Origin of the sequence: Parabacteroides timonensis (assembly GCF_900128505.1) — a bacterium.
Taxonomy (GTDB): domain Bacteria; phylum Bacteroidota; class Bacteroidia; order Bacteroidales; family Tannerellaceae; genus Parabacteroides; species Parabacteroides timonensis.
Window position 1 is genome coordinate 2,081,950 of the sequence record NZ_LT669941.1, and the last position, 19,041, is coordinate 2,100,990.

Sequence of the window (19,041 nt, forward strand, 5' to 3'; positions counted from 1 at the left end):
ATCTAATGAATACATTATCAATTATCATTCCTGTATATCATTTGTTGGATAATAAGAATAAAATATATTTTGATATACTTATACAATCGATAGCTCAAAATCTTCAATCGACCTACACCTATAAAAGATTTAGTGAAATCGTCATCATAAATGATTGCCCGGAGGAAGATATAGAAAAGTTTGTTTATTCTGTGTTTACTAAATATAACATTCCTCGATCAATAATACGTAATAACCAAACTAACAAAGGACAGGGATGTTCACGCAATATTGGAGCAAGTCTAGCTTCCGGTAATTATTTACATTTTATAGATCAGGATGATTATATCTCACAGAATTTTTATTCTATACTACTCAGAGCCATCGAAAAAGAAAATGCACAGATTGCTTTTTCTGGATTCAATCTATACAATATGAATACGGGCAAATACTTTAATCCCTTTCGTCCCCAAACAACCAGAATGTATACAAAGGCTAAGTATTTAACCGATCTAAAAATATTTCTCATGTCAAATATTGCTGTTTCACCAGGACAATATATTCTTAGTAAAAGTTTATTTGAAAATGTAGGAGGCTTTGCTGACTTACGAAATAAAGGGACCGATGATTGGGGTCTATTCTATTCACTTGATATACAACATCCTGATACAATCATAACATTTAGAAGTGAAGCTGTTTTTACATATAGAATACACAATACACAAAATCGAAAAAGTTTGGATATGAAAGCATCACTTTCTGAAATGTTCAGCAAAGTAAATCATAAAAAAACAAGCTGGTACAAATTTCTTTATTTCTTCAAAATAAATCCGGTTGGTCTATTATTAAATAAAATAATTTATAGAATATATTGGAGAGTTCCTAATTTTTAAACCTATGAAAAAGTACAATAAAACAACACTCATTATAGGAGCTATTCCTTATAAAGACAGGGAGGAAAGTTTTGGAGGGACAACTGTCTTGCTACAAAATCTTATAGATTACATGGCTAGAAAACAATATCCTTATAAAATAATCCCGACAAATCGCTTTAATGGAAAACTCTTAAAAAAAATAAATTTCTTATACGTAATATGGAAATACGTAATCAATCTTAACAATATAGATATCGTAACTTTTCATGTCACCAGCAAAGGGGCTTTTATACTTTTTCCTATTTTAAGCCCGATAGCTTTACTTTTCAACAAAAAAATTGTTTTTCGAAAGTTTGCAGGAAGTTTTAAAAGCGTTTACAAAAAACAATCACCTATTACCAAAGCTTTCTTTCGCTTTTTTTTAAAAAAAGCGGATCTGACATTTGGAGAAACAAAAGAATTAGTATCATTCTTCGCAGAACTAAGTGGAAACCCCGATAAAGTACTATGGTTCCCTAATGTGCGAAAGAAAAGCAAAATAATCAAAATATCACCTTATCAAAAACGCCTTGTTTTTATATCACATGTTAAACAGAGTAAAGGTATTAACGAGATTCTGGAGGTATCTAAACGGTTACCTCCGGATTATACATTGGATATTTACGGCCCCATTAAAGACGAGAGCTATACTGCCGACTATTTCAAGCAATATAATGTGACCTATCGCGGCACTATCAATCCGGATCAAGTAACGAACACCCTTATTAACTATGATATACTGTTGCTCCCAACATTCCATTCGGGAGAAGGATATCCCGGGATCGTTATCGAAGCTTTTTCTGTGGGAATACCTGTAATAGCTACAAACTTCGGAGGAATCCCTGAAATCGTAACAGATCGATATAACGGAAGATTAATATCACCTCAGAATACCGATGAACTGGAAGATGCTATCTTATCGTTTCATTCAAAAAATTACTCGAGTTATTCTCAGAATGCCTTACTTTCTTTTCAGGAAAATTTCGATTCTGACACAGTAAACAAGCGCATCACAAATAAAATTATCTCATAACTCCTAATTGACTTTTTATATGAATTATGAAAATATATATGCAAGACTAACACCGTCTCTGCAAAATTTAGCTTGTTCCCTATATGGATACAAACTTAAAGAACAACGATTTAATAAGGATTTTTATGCTATCCGTAAGTTTTTAGACAGTACCTCCAATTGGAATCCTGACCAAATCCTGTCTTATAAAGAAGATAATATTCACAGGATCATACATCATGCTTATAACCATTGTCCTTATTACAAACAAAAATACTCTTCAGTAGGCTTATCTCCTGCTGACTTTAAATCAATAGATGATCTGTTGCTATTCCCGGAATTGACTAAAGAAGAAATACGTATGCACTGGAAAAAAATGCTTGCAGATAATATCCCTGCCGGAAAACTTATCCAATATCATACCAGTGGAAGTACCGGAACTGCTTTAAATTTCTATTGGACTCAATATAGTACACAATTCTACTGGGCTGTTGTTTACAGATATATGGCCAGGTTTGGAGTTAAGTTAGGTGATAGATATCTCACTCTTACAGGAAAAACAGTCGTTCCAATATCAATAAACCAACCTCCATATTGGAGAAAAAACACAATATTAAATCAATACCTCATTAACATGCAACATATTACCAAAGATAAAATAAAATCCATCACCGACTTCATCAATCAAACCGATTTCAAATATTTCACAGGATATCCTTCCATCCTCTACCAACTCTCGCTTCAGATTGAGGAAGCGGGACTCATTATATCAAACTCTCCCGAACATATATTTACCGGAGCCGAAAAATTATACGAATATCAAAGAAATCAAATTGCCAGAACATTTAAAGGATGTGAGATTCATGAACATTATAGCTTTTCAGAAGAAGCTGCCTCTGCCTCTCAATGCACAGACAACAAATACCATGAAGATTTTGAATTAGGACACTTTGAACTGGCTTCCTCCGTACAGAACGAAGGTGAAGAGTCAGGAGAATTACTGGCAACAGGCTTCGCGAATTACGGAATGCCTTTCATCCGGTATAGAAATGGAGACACTGCCATATTCGATAACCATCCGTGCTCATGTCATTTAAAAAGTCAGATAATTAAAGAAATCACAGGAAGAATAGAGGATTATATATTAACTCCGGAAGGAATAAAAATTATGCGTTTTGATTATCTGTTCAAAGATACTCACGATATAAAAGAATGCCAGATAGTACAAACAAAACCAAATGAAATAACATTACGGATTGTACGCCGAAATAATTATTCTGTCCAAACAGAAAACAACATCCGCAAGCAAGTTAAACATTACATAAGTCTCAATATGCAAGTTCTTTTTGAATACGTATCTGAAATACCTCGCACCAAAGCTGGAAAATTTAAAGCTGTTGTATCCGAATTAATACATCCCCAACAATGAAGCTATCTTTATATTATCATACTTTACGCCACCTGAGGCCAATGCAAATTATTTATCAGATAAAACATCATATCAGGCAAATACAAAAAAAAACTCTTCGCATAAATAAATATAGTAAAGGAGAACCATTATCTCTTTTAACATATATAGATAAACCTATCTGTCTACAAACAGACGGATCTTTTACGTTCCTAAACATCAATAAAAGGGTTAAAGAGTGGAATTATACCGAAGGATCCAAGCTATGGATGTATAACCTCAATTATATGGATTATCTGTTACAAACAGGATTGGATCCGAAACTAGGTATTGATTGGATCAACCGCTTTATACAGGCCCAATCAACAAATAGAACAGGATTAGATCCTTATCCGATAGCTCTTCGTAATATCAATTGGATCAAATTTATATCCCGATATTATTATCTGATTTCGGAAACGGAACTAACTCAATGGAACACTTCTATATATTCCCAGTATCAAAGATTATTCAGTAACCTCGAATTCCACCTCTTGGGTAATCATCTCCTTGAAAATGCTTATTCTCTTTTATGGGGAGGACTTTATTTCCGGGAAGATAAATTTTATGAGAAAGCAGTCTGGCTGTTGACGCAAGAGCTCAATGAGCAAATTCTTCCGGATGGGGCCCATTATGAACTGAGCCCGATGTATCACGAAATACTTCTGGACCGGTTACTGGATTGTATCAATGCTTTAAAATACAATTACCGTTTTGAAGGACAAGAGAGTATTATTGCTTTTCTGGAAGAAAAAGCCCGACTTATGCTTAGCTGGCTAAATGCTATTATCTATAAAGACGGAACAATCCCCTTATTGAATGATTCCGCTTACGGAATCGCTCCTTCCGCCAGGGATTTATTCGCCTATGCTAAACGACTGGGAATCCAATGGTCTACTCATAAATTAAAAGAATGCGGATATCGAAAATTTGTATCCGACACGTTTGAAATGGTTATGGATGTCGGAAATATCGGTCCCGATTATATTCCGGGACATGCTCATGCCGATACATTCAATTATGAACTTCGCATTGACGGAAAGCCTTTCATTATTGATTCCGGTATTTCTACTTATGAAAAAAATAGCCGTAGGCAATACGAACGTGAAACACATGCCCATAATACCGTTCAGGTAGATGGAAAAAGTTCCAGTAAAGTATGGGGAGGTTTCCGGGTTGCACAACGAGCAAAGATATCCAGCTTAAAAGAAGATAAATTCTGTATTACGGCAAGTCATAATGGTTTCAGAGAAACAGGAATCAGTCACCAACGGATATTTAACATGAATGAAGAAGAGATCATGATTTGCGATTCTCTTCTACCTCTATCCGGAAAAAACGGAATCGCCATGATTCATCTTCATCCGGATATAAGAATCATATCCGTCAATAATGACTCTATAAAAACCAATCTGGCAATCTTCAAGTTTTACGGAACAGATGAAATATGGATAGAAGACTGCGAAGTAGCTTTCGAATACAATAAGCGAGTCGCCACAAAAAAAATATGTATAGCATTCACGAACCAAATGCAATACACTATTAACAAATTAAGAATAGAACACGAATGAAAATTTTATTTTTAACAGACAACTTTCCTCCAGAAGTAAATGCACCCGCTACACGTACTTACGAACATTGCAAAGAATGGGTTCTACAAGGAGCAGAAGTCACAGTTATCACCTGCGTCCCCAATTTTCCACAAGGGAAAGTATATAAAGGATACAGTAATAAATTATACCAACAGGAGACGATGGATGGCATTCATGTTATTCGTGTATGGAGTTATATCACCGCCAACGAAGGATTTCTGAAACGTACACTTGATTACATTAGTTTTTCTGTATCTGCATTCTTCGCCGGCCTCTTTCAACAGGCTGATATTATCATTGCAACATCCCCTCAATTCTTCACGGCTCTCTCAGGACGCACATTAGCTTTCTGGAAAAGAAAGCCCTGGATCATGGAGGTACGCGATCTTTGGCCGGAATCGATCAAGACAGTCGGAGCCATGAAAGATAATCCAATCATCCGTTATTGCGAGTGGGAAGAAAAAAGATGTTACCGGTCGGCAGATAAAATCGTTGTCGTAACCGACTCCTTCAAAAAGAAGCTGGAAGAAAAAGGTATTGCATCTCCTAAGATAGAAGTAATAAAGAATGGAGTAGACTTGACCAGGTTTACCCCAGTCGGGAAAGATGAAAAGCTGATCGAAGAATTAGGCTTGATAGGGAAAAAGGTGATCGGATATATCGGCACACATGGCATGGCACATAAACTGGATTTTATTCTGCAATGTGCCGCCAACATGGACGGTAAAAATAATTACCATTTCCTTCTGATCGGAGCCGGGGCGGAAAAAAAGAATTTACTAAAACTAAAAGAGCAATTAAATATAAAAAATGTAACCATGCTCGATCCGATCTCCAAACAAGATGTAAAACGCTATATATCCATCCTTGATATAGCCTTGATAAACCTACGTAAATCGGATTTGTTTACCACTGTGATTCCTTCTAAAATATTCGAAAATGCAGGTATGGAGATTCCTATTCTTATGGGCGTAGATGGAGAAGCCCGCCAGATCCTAGAATCTTATCAGGCCGGATTGTTCTTTGAACCGGAATCAGAAGAAGATTTTAACAGGAAACTTCATTTGCTTCTATCCGATCCTACCTTATACAAGCAATGTCAAGAAGGATGTCGGAAACTGGCTCATGACTTCGATCGTAAATTACTCGCCAAACGAATGTTACATATAATAAAAGAAACAATATGAAAAAGATTATGCTAGTCTTCGGTACTCGCCCCGAAGCAATAAAAATGGCTCCTCTGGTAAAGGAGTTTCAAAAAGATACCGACAATTTTCAAACCATCGTTTGTGTCACCGGACAACATCGTGAAATGCTGGATCAGGTGCTTCATATCTTTGAGATCCATCCCGACTATGACCTGAACATCATGAAGCTAGGACAGGATCTGTATGATGTAACAGCCCGCGTCCTCACCGGAATGAGAGATGTTCTACAGGAAGCCAGGCCTAATCTGGTACTGGTACATGGCGATACAACCACTTCTATGGCCGCAGCACTGGCTGCCTTCTATCAACAGATTCCCGTCGGACATATAGAAGCAGGATTGCGGACTCATAATATATACAGTCCCTGGCCGGAAGAAATGAATCGTCAAATTACCGGGAGAATTGCAACTTATCACTTCTCTCCTACTTCTTTAAGCAAAAAAAATTTGCTAGCGGAAGGGATCGCAGAGGAACGGATCACAGTAACAGGCAATACCGTTATAGACGCTTTGTATCACGTGGTCAGTCAAATAAAAAACAAGGATAATTTACGCCAACAACTTAGGAATGAACTGGAAAGAGCAGGTTATAAAATAAATCGACTGTCAGAACAAAGTTACCGGAAATTGGTTTTAATAACAGGTCATCGCAGGGAAAACTTCGGTAAAGGTTTTATAGCCATGTGTAAAGCCATCAAAACTTTAGCGAAAAAATACCCGAAAGTAGACTTTGTCTATCCGATGCATCTGAATCCGAACGTTCGGAAACCCATACAGGAAGTATTTGGAGACACGCATCTCCCGAATATGTTCTTTATAGAACCATTAGAATACCTTCCGTTTGTCTATCTGATGGAACAGTCGACAATCGTCCTGACCGATAGCGGCGGTATCCAGGAAGAAGCCCCCGGATTAGGTAAACCTGTATTGGTTATGCGCGATACAACCGAACGCCCGGAAGCGTTAGACGCCGGAACAGTAAAACTGGTAGGAACTGATTTCATAAAAATATTGGATGAGACCTCCCGGTTATTGGAAAATCAGAATCAATATAATCAAATGAGTAAAGCCGTTAACCCCTATGGGGATGGACTGGCCTGCCAAAGAATTGTAACACAAATAAAAAAGATTTTATGAAAACTTTGAGCCGATACATTTTCTGTGTTTTATGTCTCTTTATACCAGCTATCACTTTCGCCCAAATACCGCAAGAGCTATTGGATAAAGCAAAAGCCGCAGGTATGACGGAAGAACAGATTCAGCAGGAGATGAGAAAACGCCTGGAACAACAGCATTCTAATCAACCGGTCATCTCTGCTGCCGAACATCCGGTTACGGACAGGATCACAATCGATACAGAGATACCTCCACTGGAGTTACAACGCGAAAACAATACTCCGCAGGATAGTAGCAAGAACCTCGTCTTCGGCCGTGAAATATTCTCAAATAAAAACCTGTCTTTCGAGCCGAACCTAAACATGCCTACCCCCAGAAACTATCCACTATCAGCCGGTGACGAATTACAAATCAATGTATGGGGAGACTCTGAGTTAAATCTGCAACTTACCGTATCACCCGACGGCACAATTATTATACCGAATGTAGGTCCTGTACCTATTAGCGGCCTAACAGTCGAACAGGCGGAAAACCGTATCAAGCAGGAACTGGGAAAGATCATGACAAACCTGGTGGATGGAAGCGAGCCTAACACCTTCGTTTCCGTCGGACTTGGAAAGATACGTAGCATTAAGGTTAATATCGTAGGAGAAGCAGTCGCCCCCGGAACGTATACCCTTCCTTCATTGGCTAGCTTATTCAACGCTTTATATGCAGCCGGAGGTGTCAATGACATCGGTTCCTTACGTAACATACGGGTATATCGCAACAATAAAGAAATTGCTAATCTGGATGTGTACGACTATCTGCTAAAAGGTAAATACGATACGAATATCCGTCTGGAAGATAATGATATGATTATCATCGAACCTTACGACCAGTTGGTCAACACCAAAGGGAAAGTAAAACGTAATCGTACCTTCGAACTTCGTAAAGGCGAAACTTTAAGTGATTTATTGAAGATGGCAGGAGGATTTACCGGAGATGCTTTCACCGAAGACGTGACAATCAAACGAAAATCTGGTTCACGCTATCAGATTGCAACTATTACAGAAGAAGACTTCCCTACCTTTATTCTTCATGACGGCGACTCCCTATTGGTAGACTCCGTTATCCCTTTCTACGACAACCGGCTCACAATAACCGGAGCCGTATGGCGTCCCGGTGAATATGAGTTAAGTCCGCGGGTACATACCGTCAAGCAATTGATAAACCAAGCTGCCGGACTGAAAGGAGACGAATTTATCGGAAGAGCCCATATCACCCGGTTGAACTCGGATTTTACCAGTACAGTAATAGCTATCGACGTTCAGGATATCCTGAACGGGAAAGCCCCTGATATTGAATTACAGAAAGAGGATAAATTACATATCCCTTCTCTCTTCGAGCTGCGGGAACCTTATACCATCAAAGTAGGCGGAGCGGTTAATTATCCCGACACAGTCCTTCCTTTCAGTAAAAATATGACGGTTGAAGATGCAGTTATACTGGCAGGTGGCTTACAAGAGTCAGCCTCTACGATCAATGTGGAAGTGGCACGGCGTATAAAAGATCCGACAGCCGACAAAAGCACAAACCAGATATCCAGGATATATACAGTTTCATTGAACAATGATCTGAAACTATCCTCAAAATCATCCGGATCGCATACAGATACACTCTTCACGCTGGAACCATTCGACGATGTATTCGTACGCTTCTCTCCAGGTTACGAAAAACAGCAGGTTGTTAAAGTAAACGGTGAAGTAACTTTCACCGGTGATTATGCATTGCCTACCAAAAACACCCGGCTAAGTAATATCATAGCCCAATCCGGAGGTGTCACCAAAGATGCCTATGTAAAAGGAGCCAGTTTGAAACGCCAGTTAACACGGGATGAAATGCGTCAGGTAGAGACTTTATTGCATCTAAGCAACAATAATAGACAAAGCAAAGACTCCATCGCCCTATCACTTGCAAACATAAAAGATTATTCAGTTGGTATCGACCTGGAGCAGGCACTGGCACATCCTGGAAGTACACACGACCTGGTGCTCCGTAACGGGGATGCAATCTATATACCTCAGCTACAAAGTACCGTAAAGGTGAGCGGTTCTGTTACCTATCCCAACAGTATCACCTATACAAAAGGAGCCTCCGTACGCGACTGCCTTTCACAGGCCGGAGGATATAACGACATTGCCCGCAAATACCCGATCGTTATTTATATGAACGGTAAAGTAGCCACTACACGCAGGGTCGGCATCTTCTTTAAGCGTTATCCTAAAGTCGAACCGGGATGTGAAATCGTCGTACCTTCCAAGACACAACGCGACAGACGGTCGAACCTGGCTGAAATACTAAGTATAGCGAGTTCTACAACCTCTATGGCTGCCATGGTTACTTCAATAATAAATAATTTAAAATAAGTAATGATGGATACAACAGAAAACAAACAATCCGGAGCAGAACAGGATATAGACATTATCGCTATCGCCCGGTATCTGTGGTCTAAGCGAAAGCTACTAATAAAAAGTAGTATTATAGCTATACTGGCCGGACTTATCATAGCTTTCAGTATCCCCAAAGAATATACAACGACCATCAAACTTATGCCTGAAACAAACAATCCGGCTAATAAGATGGGAAACCTGGGCGGATTAGCTGCCATAGCAGGGATAGATTTGAATAGTACAACCAGCCCGGATGCAATCTCACCGGAATTGTATCCGGACGTGGTTCACAGTACACCTTTCCTACTGGAACTATTTCCGGAACAGGTAACCAATAAGAAAAAGACATTGTCGGTCTCCGTATTCGATTATCTGGCCGAACATCAGCGGGATGCGTGGTGGAGTTATATCCTGAAAGCGCCACTAAAAGGGTTATCATACTTAATCGGACTTTTCGGAGACCAAGAAGAGAAATCAGATAAAGTCGACCCTTTCTTCCTGACCAAAGAGCAGGAGAATATTATTAAGGAATTGCAAAGCAGAATATCCGTCTTTGTCGATAAAAAGACACAGGTGGTAACCGTATCCGTCGAGATGCAAGACCCGGTTATTTCAGCGCAGATAACAGAAAGTGTAGTAAGTAAATTACAAACTTACATTACCAACTATCGGACACAAAAGGCCAAACAGGATCTTGAATTCACCGATAAAGTACTGAAGGAGGCCCAGGCCGCCTATTATAAGGCACAAAAGGCTTATGCTACTTTCGAGGATAGTAATAAGAATATCATTTCAGCCAGTTACCGGACAGAACAGGAAAGATTGCGCAATGAAATGACGCTGACATTCAATGTCTATAATACACTGGCACAAAAGTTGGAACAGGATAAACTGCGGGTACAGGAACAAACACCGATCTATACGATCATAGAGCCGGCTACTGTCCCGCTAAAAGCATCAGCACCTAAAAAGGTACTGATACTTATCGGTTTCCTGTTTATTACGCTGACGGGAATGGCCGGTTACCTATTAATCAAGGATAAACAATTATTCTAACAACTCTGTCTCTTCCTGTCAGGACCGGCTGATCTGCAATCCTTTATCCGAAAGCCCCATTTCTACAAAACGGGCATTCGGATTACGCGGAGAAGCCGTCAACTGTTTACGTATCAGCAAAGCAGCTTCCGGGTCTTTTGCTACGATATACAAATAGCCGCCACCTCCTGCTCCAGGTAGTTTATAACCTAAGGCATACTCTTTTATCTGCGCGATCAGTTCTTCTACCGCAGGAGGATTCGTTCCGGAATCGAGTGCCTTCTTCTGTTCCCAGGTCTTTGCGATAAGTTTACCGTACATTTCAAAATTACCGCATTGAATAGCATCGAACATATCCAGAGCATGCGTTTTCATTTCTGAAAGCAGACGAAGATGCGTGGTACTATTCAGGAACATACCTTGTACAATCTCTGCCAGGATATTCTTGGCCGTACGGGTTATTCCTGTATAATATAACAAATGACAAGCCTGATATTGCGGGTCGGTAAACAAATATTCCGGTAACCAGCGCACGGAAGGATTCTGATTGAAGCCTTCTCCTGTCTGTAACAGTTTCAGACCATGTAATACCCCGCCATACTGATCCTGCCAGCCCCCGCCTGTTGTAAGCAGTTGCTCTAAAATCAAGGTACGATATCCTATCTTACTTTTATCCCACGCCAGACCACAAAAATCGGATATTGCTCCAAGCACGGTTGCTGCCAAAATGGAACTGGTCCCGAGTCCCGATCCAGCCGGAATAGCCGCCAGTAAAGTAACTTCCAGTCCACAACCAAAACTTTTCAACTGATCTTTCAGTGAAGAGTGATGCGTTGCAGAAAATTCAGGGATAAAGCCGGCTAGAGACAAAGCCGCTTTTGGGATAGAGAAAGGAGAACCGATCTTTTTATAATCACGCAATTCATCCCAGGTAGAAACAACTTCCATCGCCCCCAGGTCGATAGAACGCAAGATGATCTTATATTCTTTCGAAGGCTTTACATATACCTGCAAAGGTGGTTGACCGTTCAACTCGATGGCTACATTGACCACATTCCCTCCGGCGTACATGCAATAAGGAGGAGTATCAGTCCATCCACCAGCCAGGTCGATACGGACCGGACTTCGCCCCCACACAATTTGGTCACGATATACATTCAGATAAGGAGATTGCTTTTCTCCGGATACAGAGCCGATCAACCCTTCCCGTAATAAAGAAAAGGCTTCCTGTTGCTCTCCCTCATACGGTTTCCCTTCCAATTGTAATACACGAGCCCGAAACATCCGGTTATGTATCTGTTTCATCAAAGGTGTTTCAGAATGAAGTACATCCGGTAAATCCAGATTCCCCCCTGAAAATTCGCGAGCAGCATCTGCCAGGTCCAATTGGTAGAATACGCTTTTCTCGTGATTGGCTGCCAACATAGGCCAATTGGCATAACGGAATTTCTCACGCTGGACAAAGAGTCTGCTCAGGTTGGCACGATCGGATAATTCATTCGCTGACATTTTCTCTGACGACTTCCATATATCCCTGCCACTTTGCAGTTCCGGTTCAGAAACCATCCACCGCATAACCAAACCCAATTCTTCTATATTCTTACAAACTGGGAATAATGCAGCATTCTGTAAGTCAGCGAAAGCCTCCAATAGGATGCCTCTTTCCTCTGCCCACTTAGCGACAGGATATCCCATAAAAACAGTTTTCTCATCAGTCGATGCTCCTTTAAACGGATCATTGAATCCATACGGACGGGCCACCCAGTCCTGTTCTCCGACAGGTACAACATCAAGACAAACACCGGACGGGATATCTAACACCCAATCATTTTCAGGAACTCCGGTTATAATATGTCGGTTATCCAGCTTCCAGTGCTTACCTATATAGCTGTTCTCAATCCATAACTCCGAGTTCGCGGCAGTCAGGGTAATATTAATCGATGCATTCTGCACAAACATGGCAGGATGAGGTTTAACCTTCCGGTGCATGATAGCCCGCTGGTCGCGGACCAGATTCTGCACGGTCAGCGTCGAAGAGATCAGTTCGCGGCTCGTCCCATAATGATAAAACTCCCCTCCCTCCAAAGGAAGGATAGCCACACTCAACTGGTTCAACTCATCATCAGGAATACGGGGGTGTTCACCCAAAGCCAGTCCGAATTCGGAATAGAGGTCGTACGACTTCATTGTCTTTCCATCGGCTGTATACGAGTGTTTCATCAGCAACTCCATAGCCCGATCACTTAGTAACCACACGCCTATATCCATCAGAAAAAGATGGGCCTGGGCCAACTGCCCCAGATCGGCCAGAGATGGTTTCTGAAGCATAAAGTCAAGCTTATCGGGTGTCTGCCTGTTCGACACGAACACGCCATGATTGGTTGCCAGGGCCGGATCGACCCACAGCCCGTAACAAACGACATCCACATCCGGAATATCTTGCAACGGTTGACTATTTCGTATATATACATCCCCACTGGCAATCAGTGTATGGAGCGATTCAGGGGCTTTCTCCATAATCTCCTCATAGAGAGGAAGCTGTAAAGACAATAGATTTTGCGATAACTTCTGTCCCCTCGCCCACCGGAAAACAGGAATCGGTGTCAATATTTTTCCGGAAGGAGCATACCCCGGTAAACGCCGGCTCTGCCCTCCGGCATGCAATAATATTCTTTTTTCCCTACCCAACCATTCCTTTACCGGTGTTTCCGGAGCTTCATTTTGCCGGCAAGCTTCCACCAGCCAGGTAGTACCTCCCCCGGATCCTAAACGGTCACCAACCGGATCGGATGTGCAAAACCATTCATTCCTGCCGACTTTCGCGATTTCATGAAAACTACTCACCAAATTGGGAGGGAGCGATAACAACTTTTTCATACTTATAATTACATGGAAACGATGAAAATCGCTTCTGTTTAATAATCTATTCTTTAATACAAAAGTAATTTTTCCTACTCAATAGCACAATAAAACAATCCAGATATTATTTTTCGATCCTGTTTTGGATGTGCCGACATTGAATTTTAATTTAATTTCACAATTCAGGATACTATTGATTTAAATTATTATATTCATATTTGCAGGGAAAAACAACTTACATATCCAGTTGACGATAAAAAACGTTGGTTTTTACTAATCACCCCTTACCATTTAGTTTTCTGACGTATCTTTAGTTATTCATTTAATTTTCAGATTGTATGATATACGGTTATGTAAGAGTCAGTACAGACAAACAAAGTACTGAAAATCAGCGATTCGAGATCGAAAAATTCGCAAAAGTAAAGAACATGCGTATTGATCGTTGGGTAGAAGAAACAATCAGTGGTACAACTGATGTTGCAGAACGGCAACTTGGTAGATTAATTAAACAAATCCGTAAAGGGGATGTTTTGGTCACAACCGAATTATCCCGGTTGGGTCGTAATCTTATGCAGGTTATGAGCTTTCTCCATCAATGTATGGAAAAAGACATTTTCGTGCTTACGGTAAAAGAACGCTACGAGTTAGGAAACAACATCAACAGTAAAATTTTGGCTTTTGCTTTTAGTTTAAGTGCCGAAATTGAACGTAACCTGATTTCCCAACGAACCAAGGAAGCATTGGCCAGAAAAAAGAAAGAAGGGACCAAGCTTGGTCGTCCTAAAGGTGGTAAATCCGAGTTGTATAAGTTATCTGGAAAAGAAAGCCAGATACGCAAACTTCTGCAGGAAAAGAAAACCAGATTGTATATAAGTAAGAAGTTAGGAGTAAACCGGCAAACACTGAGAGACTTTATGAAAATGAATCCTGAGTTGGATTAAATATAGAAATATTAAGTTATTGTCAACCGGAGAGTTACTGTCTAAATTGTTAAACAATGCAATCCCAGCTAATGAAACCTAAGCTAAATTGTTTATTTAAACTTGTTTGTTCTAAATATGTGGAAGACACTTGTCCCAAAGAATTCAAAGTTAAGAATGTTTGTGTTCTGAAGGGATATTTTACACTTTATTTCATGATGATTATAAGCACTTTAGAATTAAAACTTAATCAAGAAATATTTCAGATTGGATGATTCACATATCAAAGGCAAACATACAGTCAATCTTCGGATAAAAACAGATATTTTTGGGTATAAAACTGTGATTGTAACAAATACACCCAAGGACGAAAATTCAAAGAATATAAAAATATGGACACAAGCTTATAAAAATAAAATGCAGAATAATCAGATAGCTGGACAACCAACTTAAAATGGATAAACAGCCCAGTTCCCACTTTAGTATAGAATTATATTTGTAATAGTGAAAACCTGTTATTTTTATCTCGTTTTTACACATTATTATACTATAAATTAATTAATAGTGAATAAATACACTATCTTTGGGATTATTAGTGCTATCAAGAATATTCGTAGAACCTTATAAAAGAAAACAGTATGGAAAAGACACTTGTTATATTAAAACCATGTACCATTCAACGAGGTTTGATCGGTGAGATCATTTCCCGTTTTGAAAAGAAAGGATTAATACTCTGTGGCATGAAAATGACCTGGTTGACTGATGATCTCTTAAGCGAACACTATGCCCACCTCAGAGAAAAATCCTTCTTCCAAAGAGTAAAAGATGCCATGGCTGTATGCCCGGTCATTGTTTGTTGTTGGAAAGGAGTCGACGCAGTACAGGTAGTTCGTACCTTGGCCGGAGCAACAAATGGCAGAAATGCTGCACCCGGAACCATTCGCGGTGATTATAGCATGAGCGTACAGGAAAATATTGTACATGCATCCGACTCTCTCGAAACAGCAGAGATCGAATTAAAGAGATTCTTTAATGAGGATGAACTATTTGACTATAAAATGAATTATTTCCCCAGTCTCTACGCAAACGACGAATTTTAAGGATTCAAAGATATAATAAAAGCCGGAAAGGAGTTGATAAGTCTTCTCTTTTCCGGCTTTCTTATTTCAGATATCTCATCCTATCCTCCCGGACCGGATGAACAACCTCATTACTAATCTAAAAATCTAATACCATGAAAAACACACTATATCATATAAACAAGCCCTTTGCATGAAATGTTTCCAAATAAATAAAGAAATTCATTGCAGTTGTATTATTCCCGAATTGAACCTATATTTGTACTGTATTTTAAACATGAGTACAGACAAAAATTAAAAGAAAACAATATGCACAGTTGGTTTGAATGTAAAGTCTCCTTTGAAAAAGTACTGGAGAACGGAATGCAAAAGAAAGTAACAGAACCTTACCTGGTCGATGCCCTCTCCTTTACGGAAGCAGAAGCACGTATCATCGAAGAAATCCGCCCGTTCATTTCCGGCGAATTTACTGTTACAGACATTAAACGCGCACGCCTCTCTGAATTATTCTTCAACGAAAACGGCGACCGTTTCTACAAGATCAAGGTCTATTTCATCACGCTCGACGAGAAAAGCGGTGCTGAGAAAAAAACAGCAGCACAAATGCTTGCCCAGGCATGCACATTAAAAGAAGCCATCGCCGTACTGGAAGAAGGCATGAAAGGGACAATGGCCGATTACACGATCGCATCGGTTACGGAAACCATGCTGATGGATGTTTTCCCCTTCTCTGCCAGCGACGACAAAACACCTAAATCAGGAGAAGAACTGATTGCTGAACAGAAGAAACAGGCTGAAGACAAAGCACAGGAAGCATGAGCATCTCCCAGAATATAGTACAGCTAAAGGCATCGTTACCGGCAAACGTCACGCTGGTAGCCGTGTCTAAGTTTCATCCGGCAGCAGCATTGGAGGAAGCCTACAATGCTGGCCAGCGTGTCTTCGGCGAAAGCAGGGCACAGGAGCTGACGGCTAAACAAAAAGTACTACCGGGTGATATAGAATGGCATTTTATCGGTCCGCTGCAAAGCAATAAAGTGAAAGATATCGCACCTTTTATCCATACGATCCATAGCATCGATTCTCTTAAATTATTGCAGGAAGTAAATAAGCAAGCTTTAAAAAACAGCCGTGTTATCCGTGTCTTGCTGGAAATACACGTTGCACAGGAAGAAACAAAACACGGACTGTCACCAGACGAATGCCGCGAACTTCTGCAAAACGAACAACTCGCCGAACTAAGGAATATTCAGATATGCGGATTGATGGGAATGGCGACCTATACAGATGATACAACGCTCATCGAACAGGAATTTCACACCTTGCATGAACTTTTCAGTGAATTAAAATCTATATATTTCAAAGGAAATGATAATTTTGCAGTGTTATCCATGGGAATGAGCCACGATTATCCGATTGCCATTCGTCAGGGTAGCACTATGATACGGGTTGGAACCAGTATTTTCGGCGAACGCGAGTACTAATTACATTAAAATTGAATCTGACATGATTGACATTAAAACCCAATACGCGGGACTAACACTTCGCAATCCTTTAATTGTAGGAAGTTCAGGTTTGACAAATAATCCTGAGCGAAACAAAGAATTCGAAAAAGCCGGTGCCGGAGCCATTGTTCTCAAATCTCTTTTTGAGGAACAAATCGAAATGCAGAGCGATTCGCTTATGCAGGACTCCGATTATCCGGAGGCCGCTGACTATATCCGCGGTTATGTAAAAGCAAACCAGGTAAACAACTATCTGGAACTGATCAAAAAGACGAAAGAACAGTGCACCATTCCTATCATTGCCAGCATCAACTGTTACAAGTCTGATGTATGGATTGATTTTGCCCGCCAGATAGAGTTGGCAGGAGCAGACGCTCTAGAACTGAATGTATTCTTCCTTGAAACGAGTTTGGAATACAACCCCGACGAGATACGCGACCTCTACGTCAATATCATCCGGAAAGTAAAGGAAACGATTTCAATACCTGTTATTATAAAGATCGGGAAAAATGTCGGAAATATCCCGGCACTGGTCAACACATTAAAGGTAAACGGAGCAGACGGTATCGTTATGTTCAACCGTTTCTACCAGCCGGATATCGACATTAATAATATGCAGATAGTATCCGGCAATGTGTTCAGCAACCACTCCGACCTAAGTGATACGATCCGTTGGACCGCAATTGTATCCGGAAAGGTACCCGGAATAAGCATTGCTTCTTCTACCGGTATTCATGACTGGGAAGACGTGATCAAATGCCTGTTGGCAGGAGCTTCAGCCGTACAGATGTGCAGCGCATTATATACACATGGCGGTGAAATCATTTCACAGGTACTTACCTGCATAGAAGAATGGATGCACCAGGCACACTATCAAAGCCTGTCACAATTCCAGGGTAAACTGAACTATGCCAACATTCCTAATCCGGCAATGTACGAGCGTTCACAGTTTATGAAATACTTCTCAAACAGAGACTAAATTCATCTTATAAAATAAAAATGGACAAGGTTGAGAAGCCTTGTCCATTTTTTTATCCCTTGATCATAGTCAAAAGCATTTTAAATCGTTCTGTAGCAGTTAAAGCATGCGGAACGTTCGCCGGAAGTACCAACGACTCCCCTGCTTTCATTTTCGAATGATTTCCATCAACTACTATTTCCATTTCACCTTCCAATATTTGAACCAGGGCATCAAAAGGAGCGGTATGCTCACTCAGTCCCTCCCCTTTATCAAAAGAAAACAAGGTTATATTACCTGCTGCACTTTTTACAATCTGTTTGCTGACTACTCCGCCTTCAGAATAATCAACCCAACTACTTAAATCAACTACAACTCCTTTTTGAAATAACTTTTCCATTTTATCCGAATTAAATGTTTTACATTTCTTTCCAATATTCCTTATTAGAACAAGTTCCAAAAAACAAATGTTCTAACCGCCTTTATTATAGAAAGAATAAAATATTTTCCACTAAACACTATTTATATCTGAAATATTATTATATTTGCACCATCATTAAAGAAAACAAGATGGAAGCAATTTGCGTAATAAAGGACATCTATAAAACATTGTACCAATTTGAGAAAGCATTCTCGGAGGTACATGAGATCACAATCAATGAAGCCATGCTGCTTTGCTGCCTGAAAGACAACCTGGCAAAATCAGCCGGTACGATTTGTGATTATATCGGTTTATCGAATTCACGAGTATCCAAGGTTATTACTTCCGTCGAAAACAAAGGATTCATCCACCGTGCAATCAGTAAGGAAGATAAGCGGCAGATGTTCTTCTCTCTTACCCCGAAAGGTAAAGAGAAAGTTCAGCAGATGATGAATGCCGAATTGCGTTTCGATAGTCTGTTCGATAAATTGCAACAATGCATGAAAAAAGGGTAAAACCTTTTTTTATCAATATGTTTTCCATTGACAAATATGTATAATAAAAA

At 40.0% G+C, this 19,041-nt stretch carries 16 protein-coding genes; 14 read left to right on the forward strand and 2 right to left on the reverse strand.

Going from position 1 to position 19,041, the window contains the following annotated elements; all coding sequences use genetic code 11:
* Window positions 1–5 precede the first annotated feature (5 nt).
* From BQ7394_RS15925 to BQ7394_RS15960, 8 genes are all read left to right on the forward strand, one after another.
* Window positions 6–872, forward strand: coding sequence for a glycosyltransferase family 2 protein (locus BQ7394_RS15925; RefSeq protein WP_075558325.1), 867 nt, complete (start codon window positions 6–8; stop codon window positions 870–872).
* Window positions 873–876: 4 nt separating this feature from the next.
* On the forward strand, window positions 877–1,926 hold the full coding sequence (locus BQ7394_RS15930; protein ID WP_075558326.1) for a glycosyltransferase: 1,050 nt from the start codon (window positions 877–879) through the stop codon (window positions 1,924–1,926).
* 19 nt (window positions 1,927–1,945) lie between these two features.
* A complete protein-coding gene (locus BQ7394_RS15935) occupies window positions 1,946–3,334 on the forward strand; it encodes a phenylacetate--CoA ligase family protein (protein WP_075558327.1) in 1,389 nt (462 codons plus the stop codon).
* Window positions 3,335–3,600: 266 nt separating this feature from the next.
* Complete coding sequence (locus tag BQ7394_RS15940) at window positions 3,601–4,923, forward strand: alginate lyase family protein (RefSeq protein WP_235848762.1); 1,323 nt, start codon at window positions 3,601–3,603, stop codon at window positions 4,921–4,923.
* Window positions 4,920–6,131: a glycosyltransferase family 4 protein gene (locus tag BQ7394_RS15945; protein WP_075558329.1), complete on the forward strand. Its 1,212-nt coding sequence runs from the start codon at window positions 4,920–4,922 to the stop codon at window positions 6,129–6,131. The genes BQ7394_RS15940 and BQ7394_RS15945 overlap by 4 nt, the downstream gene beginning before the upstream one ends.
* Window positions 6,128–7,288, forward strand: a complete 1,161-nt coding sequence (gene wecB, locus BQ7394_RS15950) for a non-hydrolyzing UDP-N-acetylglucosamine 2-epimerase (RefSeq protein ID WP_075558330.1) — start codon at window positions 6,128–6,130, stop codon at window positions 7,286–7,288. Before BQ7394_RS15945 ends, wecB begins: the two co-directional genes overlap by 4 nt.
* The gene (locus tag BQ7394_RS15955; protein ID WP_075558331.1) at window positions 7,285–9,675 is read left to right on the forward strand and encodes an SLBB domain-containing protein; all 2,391 of its coding nucleotides are present in this window, start codon (window positions 7,285–7,287) and stop codon (window positions 9,673–9,675) included. Before wecB ends, BQ7394_RS15955 begins: the two co-directional genes overlap by 4 nt.
* A gap of 6 nt (window positions 9,676–9,681) precedes the next feature.
* Window positions 9,682–10,755: a Wzz/FepE/Etk N-terminal domain-containing protein gene (locus BQ7394_RS15960; RefSeq protein WP_075558332.1), complete on the forward strand. Its 1,074-nt coding sequence runs from the start codon at window positions 9,682–9,684 to the stop codon at window positions 10,753–10,755.
* 18 nt (window positions 10,756–10,773) lie between these two features.
* Here the strand turns inward: BQ7394_RS15960 and BQ7394_RS15965 are convergent, their stop codons facing one another.
* Window positions 10,774–13,611: a bifunctional fucokinase/fucose-1-phosphate guanylyltransferase gene (locus BQ7394_RS15965; protein WP_082211977.1), complete on the reverse strand. Its 2,838-nt coding sequence runs from the start codon at window positions 13,609–13,611 to the stop codon at window positions 10,774–10,776.
* Between the two features lie 320 nt (window positions 13,612–13,931).
* On the opposite strand from BQ7394_RS15965, the gene BQ7394_RS15970 reads away from it, so the two are divergent.
* The 5 genes from BQ7394_RS15970 to BQ7394_RS16000 all read left to right on the forward strand — a co-directional run bounded on the left by BQ7394_RS15970 (window position 13,932) and on the right by BQ7394_RS16000 (window position 18,076).
* Window positions 13,932–14,534 (forward strand): master DNA invertase Mpi family serine-type recombinase, encoded by a 603-nt coding sequence (locus BQ7394_RS15970; protein ID WP_075558334.1) that lies wholly within the window; start codon window positions 13,932–13,934, stop codon window positions 14,532–14,534.
* 617 nt (window positions 14,535–15,151) lie between these two features.
* Window positions 15,152–15,613 (forward strand): nucleoside-diphosphate kinase, encoded by a 462-nt coding sequence (gene ndk, locus BQ7394_RS15985; protein ID WP_075558337.1) that lies wholly within the window; start codon window positions 15,152–15,154, stop codon window positions 15,611–15,613.
* A gap of 288 nt (window positions 15,614–15,901) precedes the next feature.
* On the forward strand, window positions 15,902–16,411 hold the full coding sequence (locus tag BQ7394_RS15990) for a DUF4494 domain-containing protein (protein ID WP_075558338.1): 510 nt from the start codon (window positions 15,902–15,904) through the stop codon (window positions 16,409–16,411).
* Window positions 16,408–17,076: a YggS family pyridoxal phosphate-dependent enzyme gene (locus tag BQ7394_RS15995; RefSeq protein WP_075558339.1), complete on the forward strand. Its 669-nt coding sequence runs from the start codon at window positions 16,408–16,410 to the stop codon at window positions 17,074–17,076. Before BQ7394_RS15990 ends, BQ7394_RS15995 begins: the two co-directional genes overlap by 4 nt.
* 22 nt (window positions 17,077–17,098) lie before the next feature.
* The gene (locus tag BQ7394_RS16000) at window positions 17,099–18,076 is read left to right on the forward strand and encodes a dihydroorotate dehydrogenase-like protein (protein ID WP_075558340.1); all 978 of its coding nucleotides are present in this window, start codon (window positions 17,099–17,101) and stop codon (window positions 18,074–18,076) included.
* A 52-nt stretch (window positions 18,077–18,128) separates the two neighbouring features.
* Here the strand turns inward: BQ7394_RS16000 and BQ7394_RS16005 are convergent, their stop codons facing one another.
* The gene (locus BQ7394_RS16005; protein ID WP_075558341.1) at window positions 18,129–18,455 is read right to left on the reverse strand and encodes a cupin domain-containing protein; all 327 of its coding nucleotides are present in this window, start codon (window positions 18,453–18,455) and stop codon (window positions 18,129–18,131) included.
* Between the two features lie 170 nt (window positions 18,456–18,625).
* Here BQ7394_RS16005 and BQ7394_RS16010 point away from each other — a divergent pair, with 170 nt between their 5' ends.
* A complete protein-coding gene (locus BQ7394_RS16010) occupies window positions 18,626–18,991 on the forward strand; it encodes a MarR family winged helix-turn-helix transcriptional regulator (protein ID WP_075560073.1) in 366 nt (121 codons plus the stop codon).
* The last annotated feature ends 50 nt before the right edge of the window (window positions 18,992–19,041 follow it).

Coding starts and splice junctions, on each gene's coding strand:
- BQ7394_RS15925 (WP_075558325.1), top strand. CDS start 6: ATGAATACATTATCAATTATCATTCCTGTATATCATTTGTTGGATAAT.
- BQ7394_RS15930 (WP_075558326.1), top strand. CDS start 877: ATGAAAAAGTACAATAAAACAACACTCATTATAGGAGCTATTCCTTAT.
- BQ7394_RS15935 (WP_075558327.1), top strand. CDS start 1,946: ATGAATTATGAAAATATATATGCAAGACTAACACCGTCTCTGCAAAAT.
- BQ7394_RS15940 (WP_235848762.1), top strand. CDS start 3,601: ATGGATTATCTGTTACAAACAGGATTGGATCCGAAACTAGGTATTGAT.
- BQ7394_RS15945 (WP_075558329.1), top strand. CDS start 4,920: ATGAAAATTTTATTTTTAACAGACAACTTTCCTCCAGAAGTAAATGCA.
- wecB (WP_075558330.1), top strand. CDS start 6,128: ATGAAAAAGATTATGCTAGTCTTCGGTACTCGCCCCGAAGCAATAAAA.
- BQ7394_RS15955 (WP_075558331.1), top strand. CDS start 7,285: ATGAAAACTTTGAGCCGATACATTTTCTGTGTTTTATGTCTCTTTATA.
- BQ7394_RS15960 (WP_075558332.1), top strand. CDS start 9,682: ATGGATACAACAGAAAACAAACAATCCGGAGCAGAACAGGATATAGAC.
- BQ7394_RS15965 (WP_082211977.1), bottom strand. CDS start 13,611: ATGAAAAAGTTGTTATCGCTCCCTCCCAATTTGGTGAGTAGTTTTCAT.
- BQ7394_RS15970 (WP_075558334.1), top strand. CDS start 13,932: ATGATATACGGTTATGTAAGAGTCAGTACAGACAAACAAAGTACTGAA.
- ndk (WP_075558337.1), top strand. CDS start 15,152: ATGGAAAAGACACTTGTTATATTAAAACCATGTACCATTCAACGAGGT.
- BQ7394_RS15990 (WP_075558338.1), top strand. CDS start 15,902: ATGCACAGTTGGTTTGAATGTAAAGTCTCCTTTGAAAAAGTACTGGAG.
- BQ7394_RS15995 (WP_075558339.1), top strand. CDS start 16,408: ATGAGCATCTCCCAGAATATAGTACAGCTAAAGGCATCGTTACCGGCA.
- BQ7394_RS16000 (WP_075558340.1), top strand. CDS start 17,099: ATGATTGACATTAAAACCCAATACGCGGGACTAACACTTCGCAATCCT.
- BQ7394_RS16005 (WP_075558341.1), bottom strand. CDS start 18,455: ATGGAAAAGTTATTTCAAAAAGGAGTTGTAGTTGATTTAAGTAGTTGG.
- BQ7394_RS16010 (WP_075560073.1), top strand. CDS start 18,626: ATGGAAGCAATTTGCGTAATAAAGGACATCTATAAAACATTGTACCAA.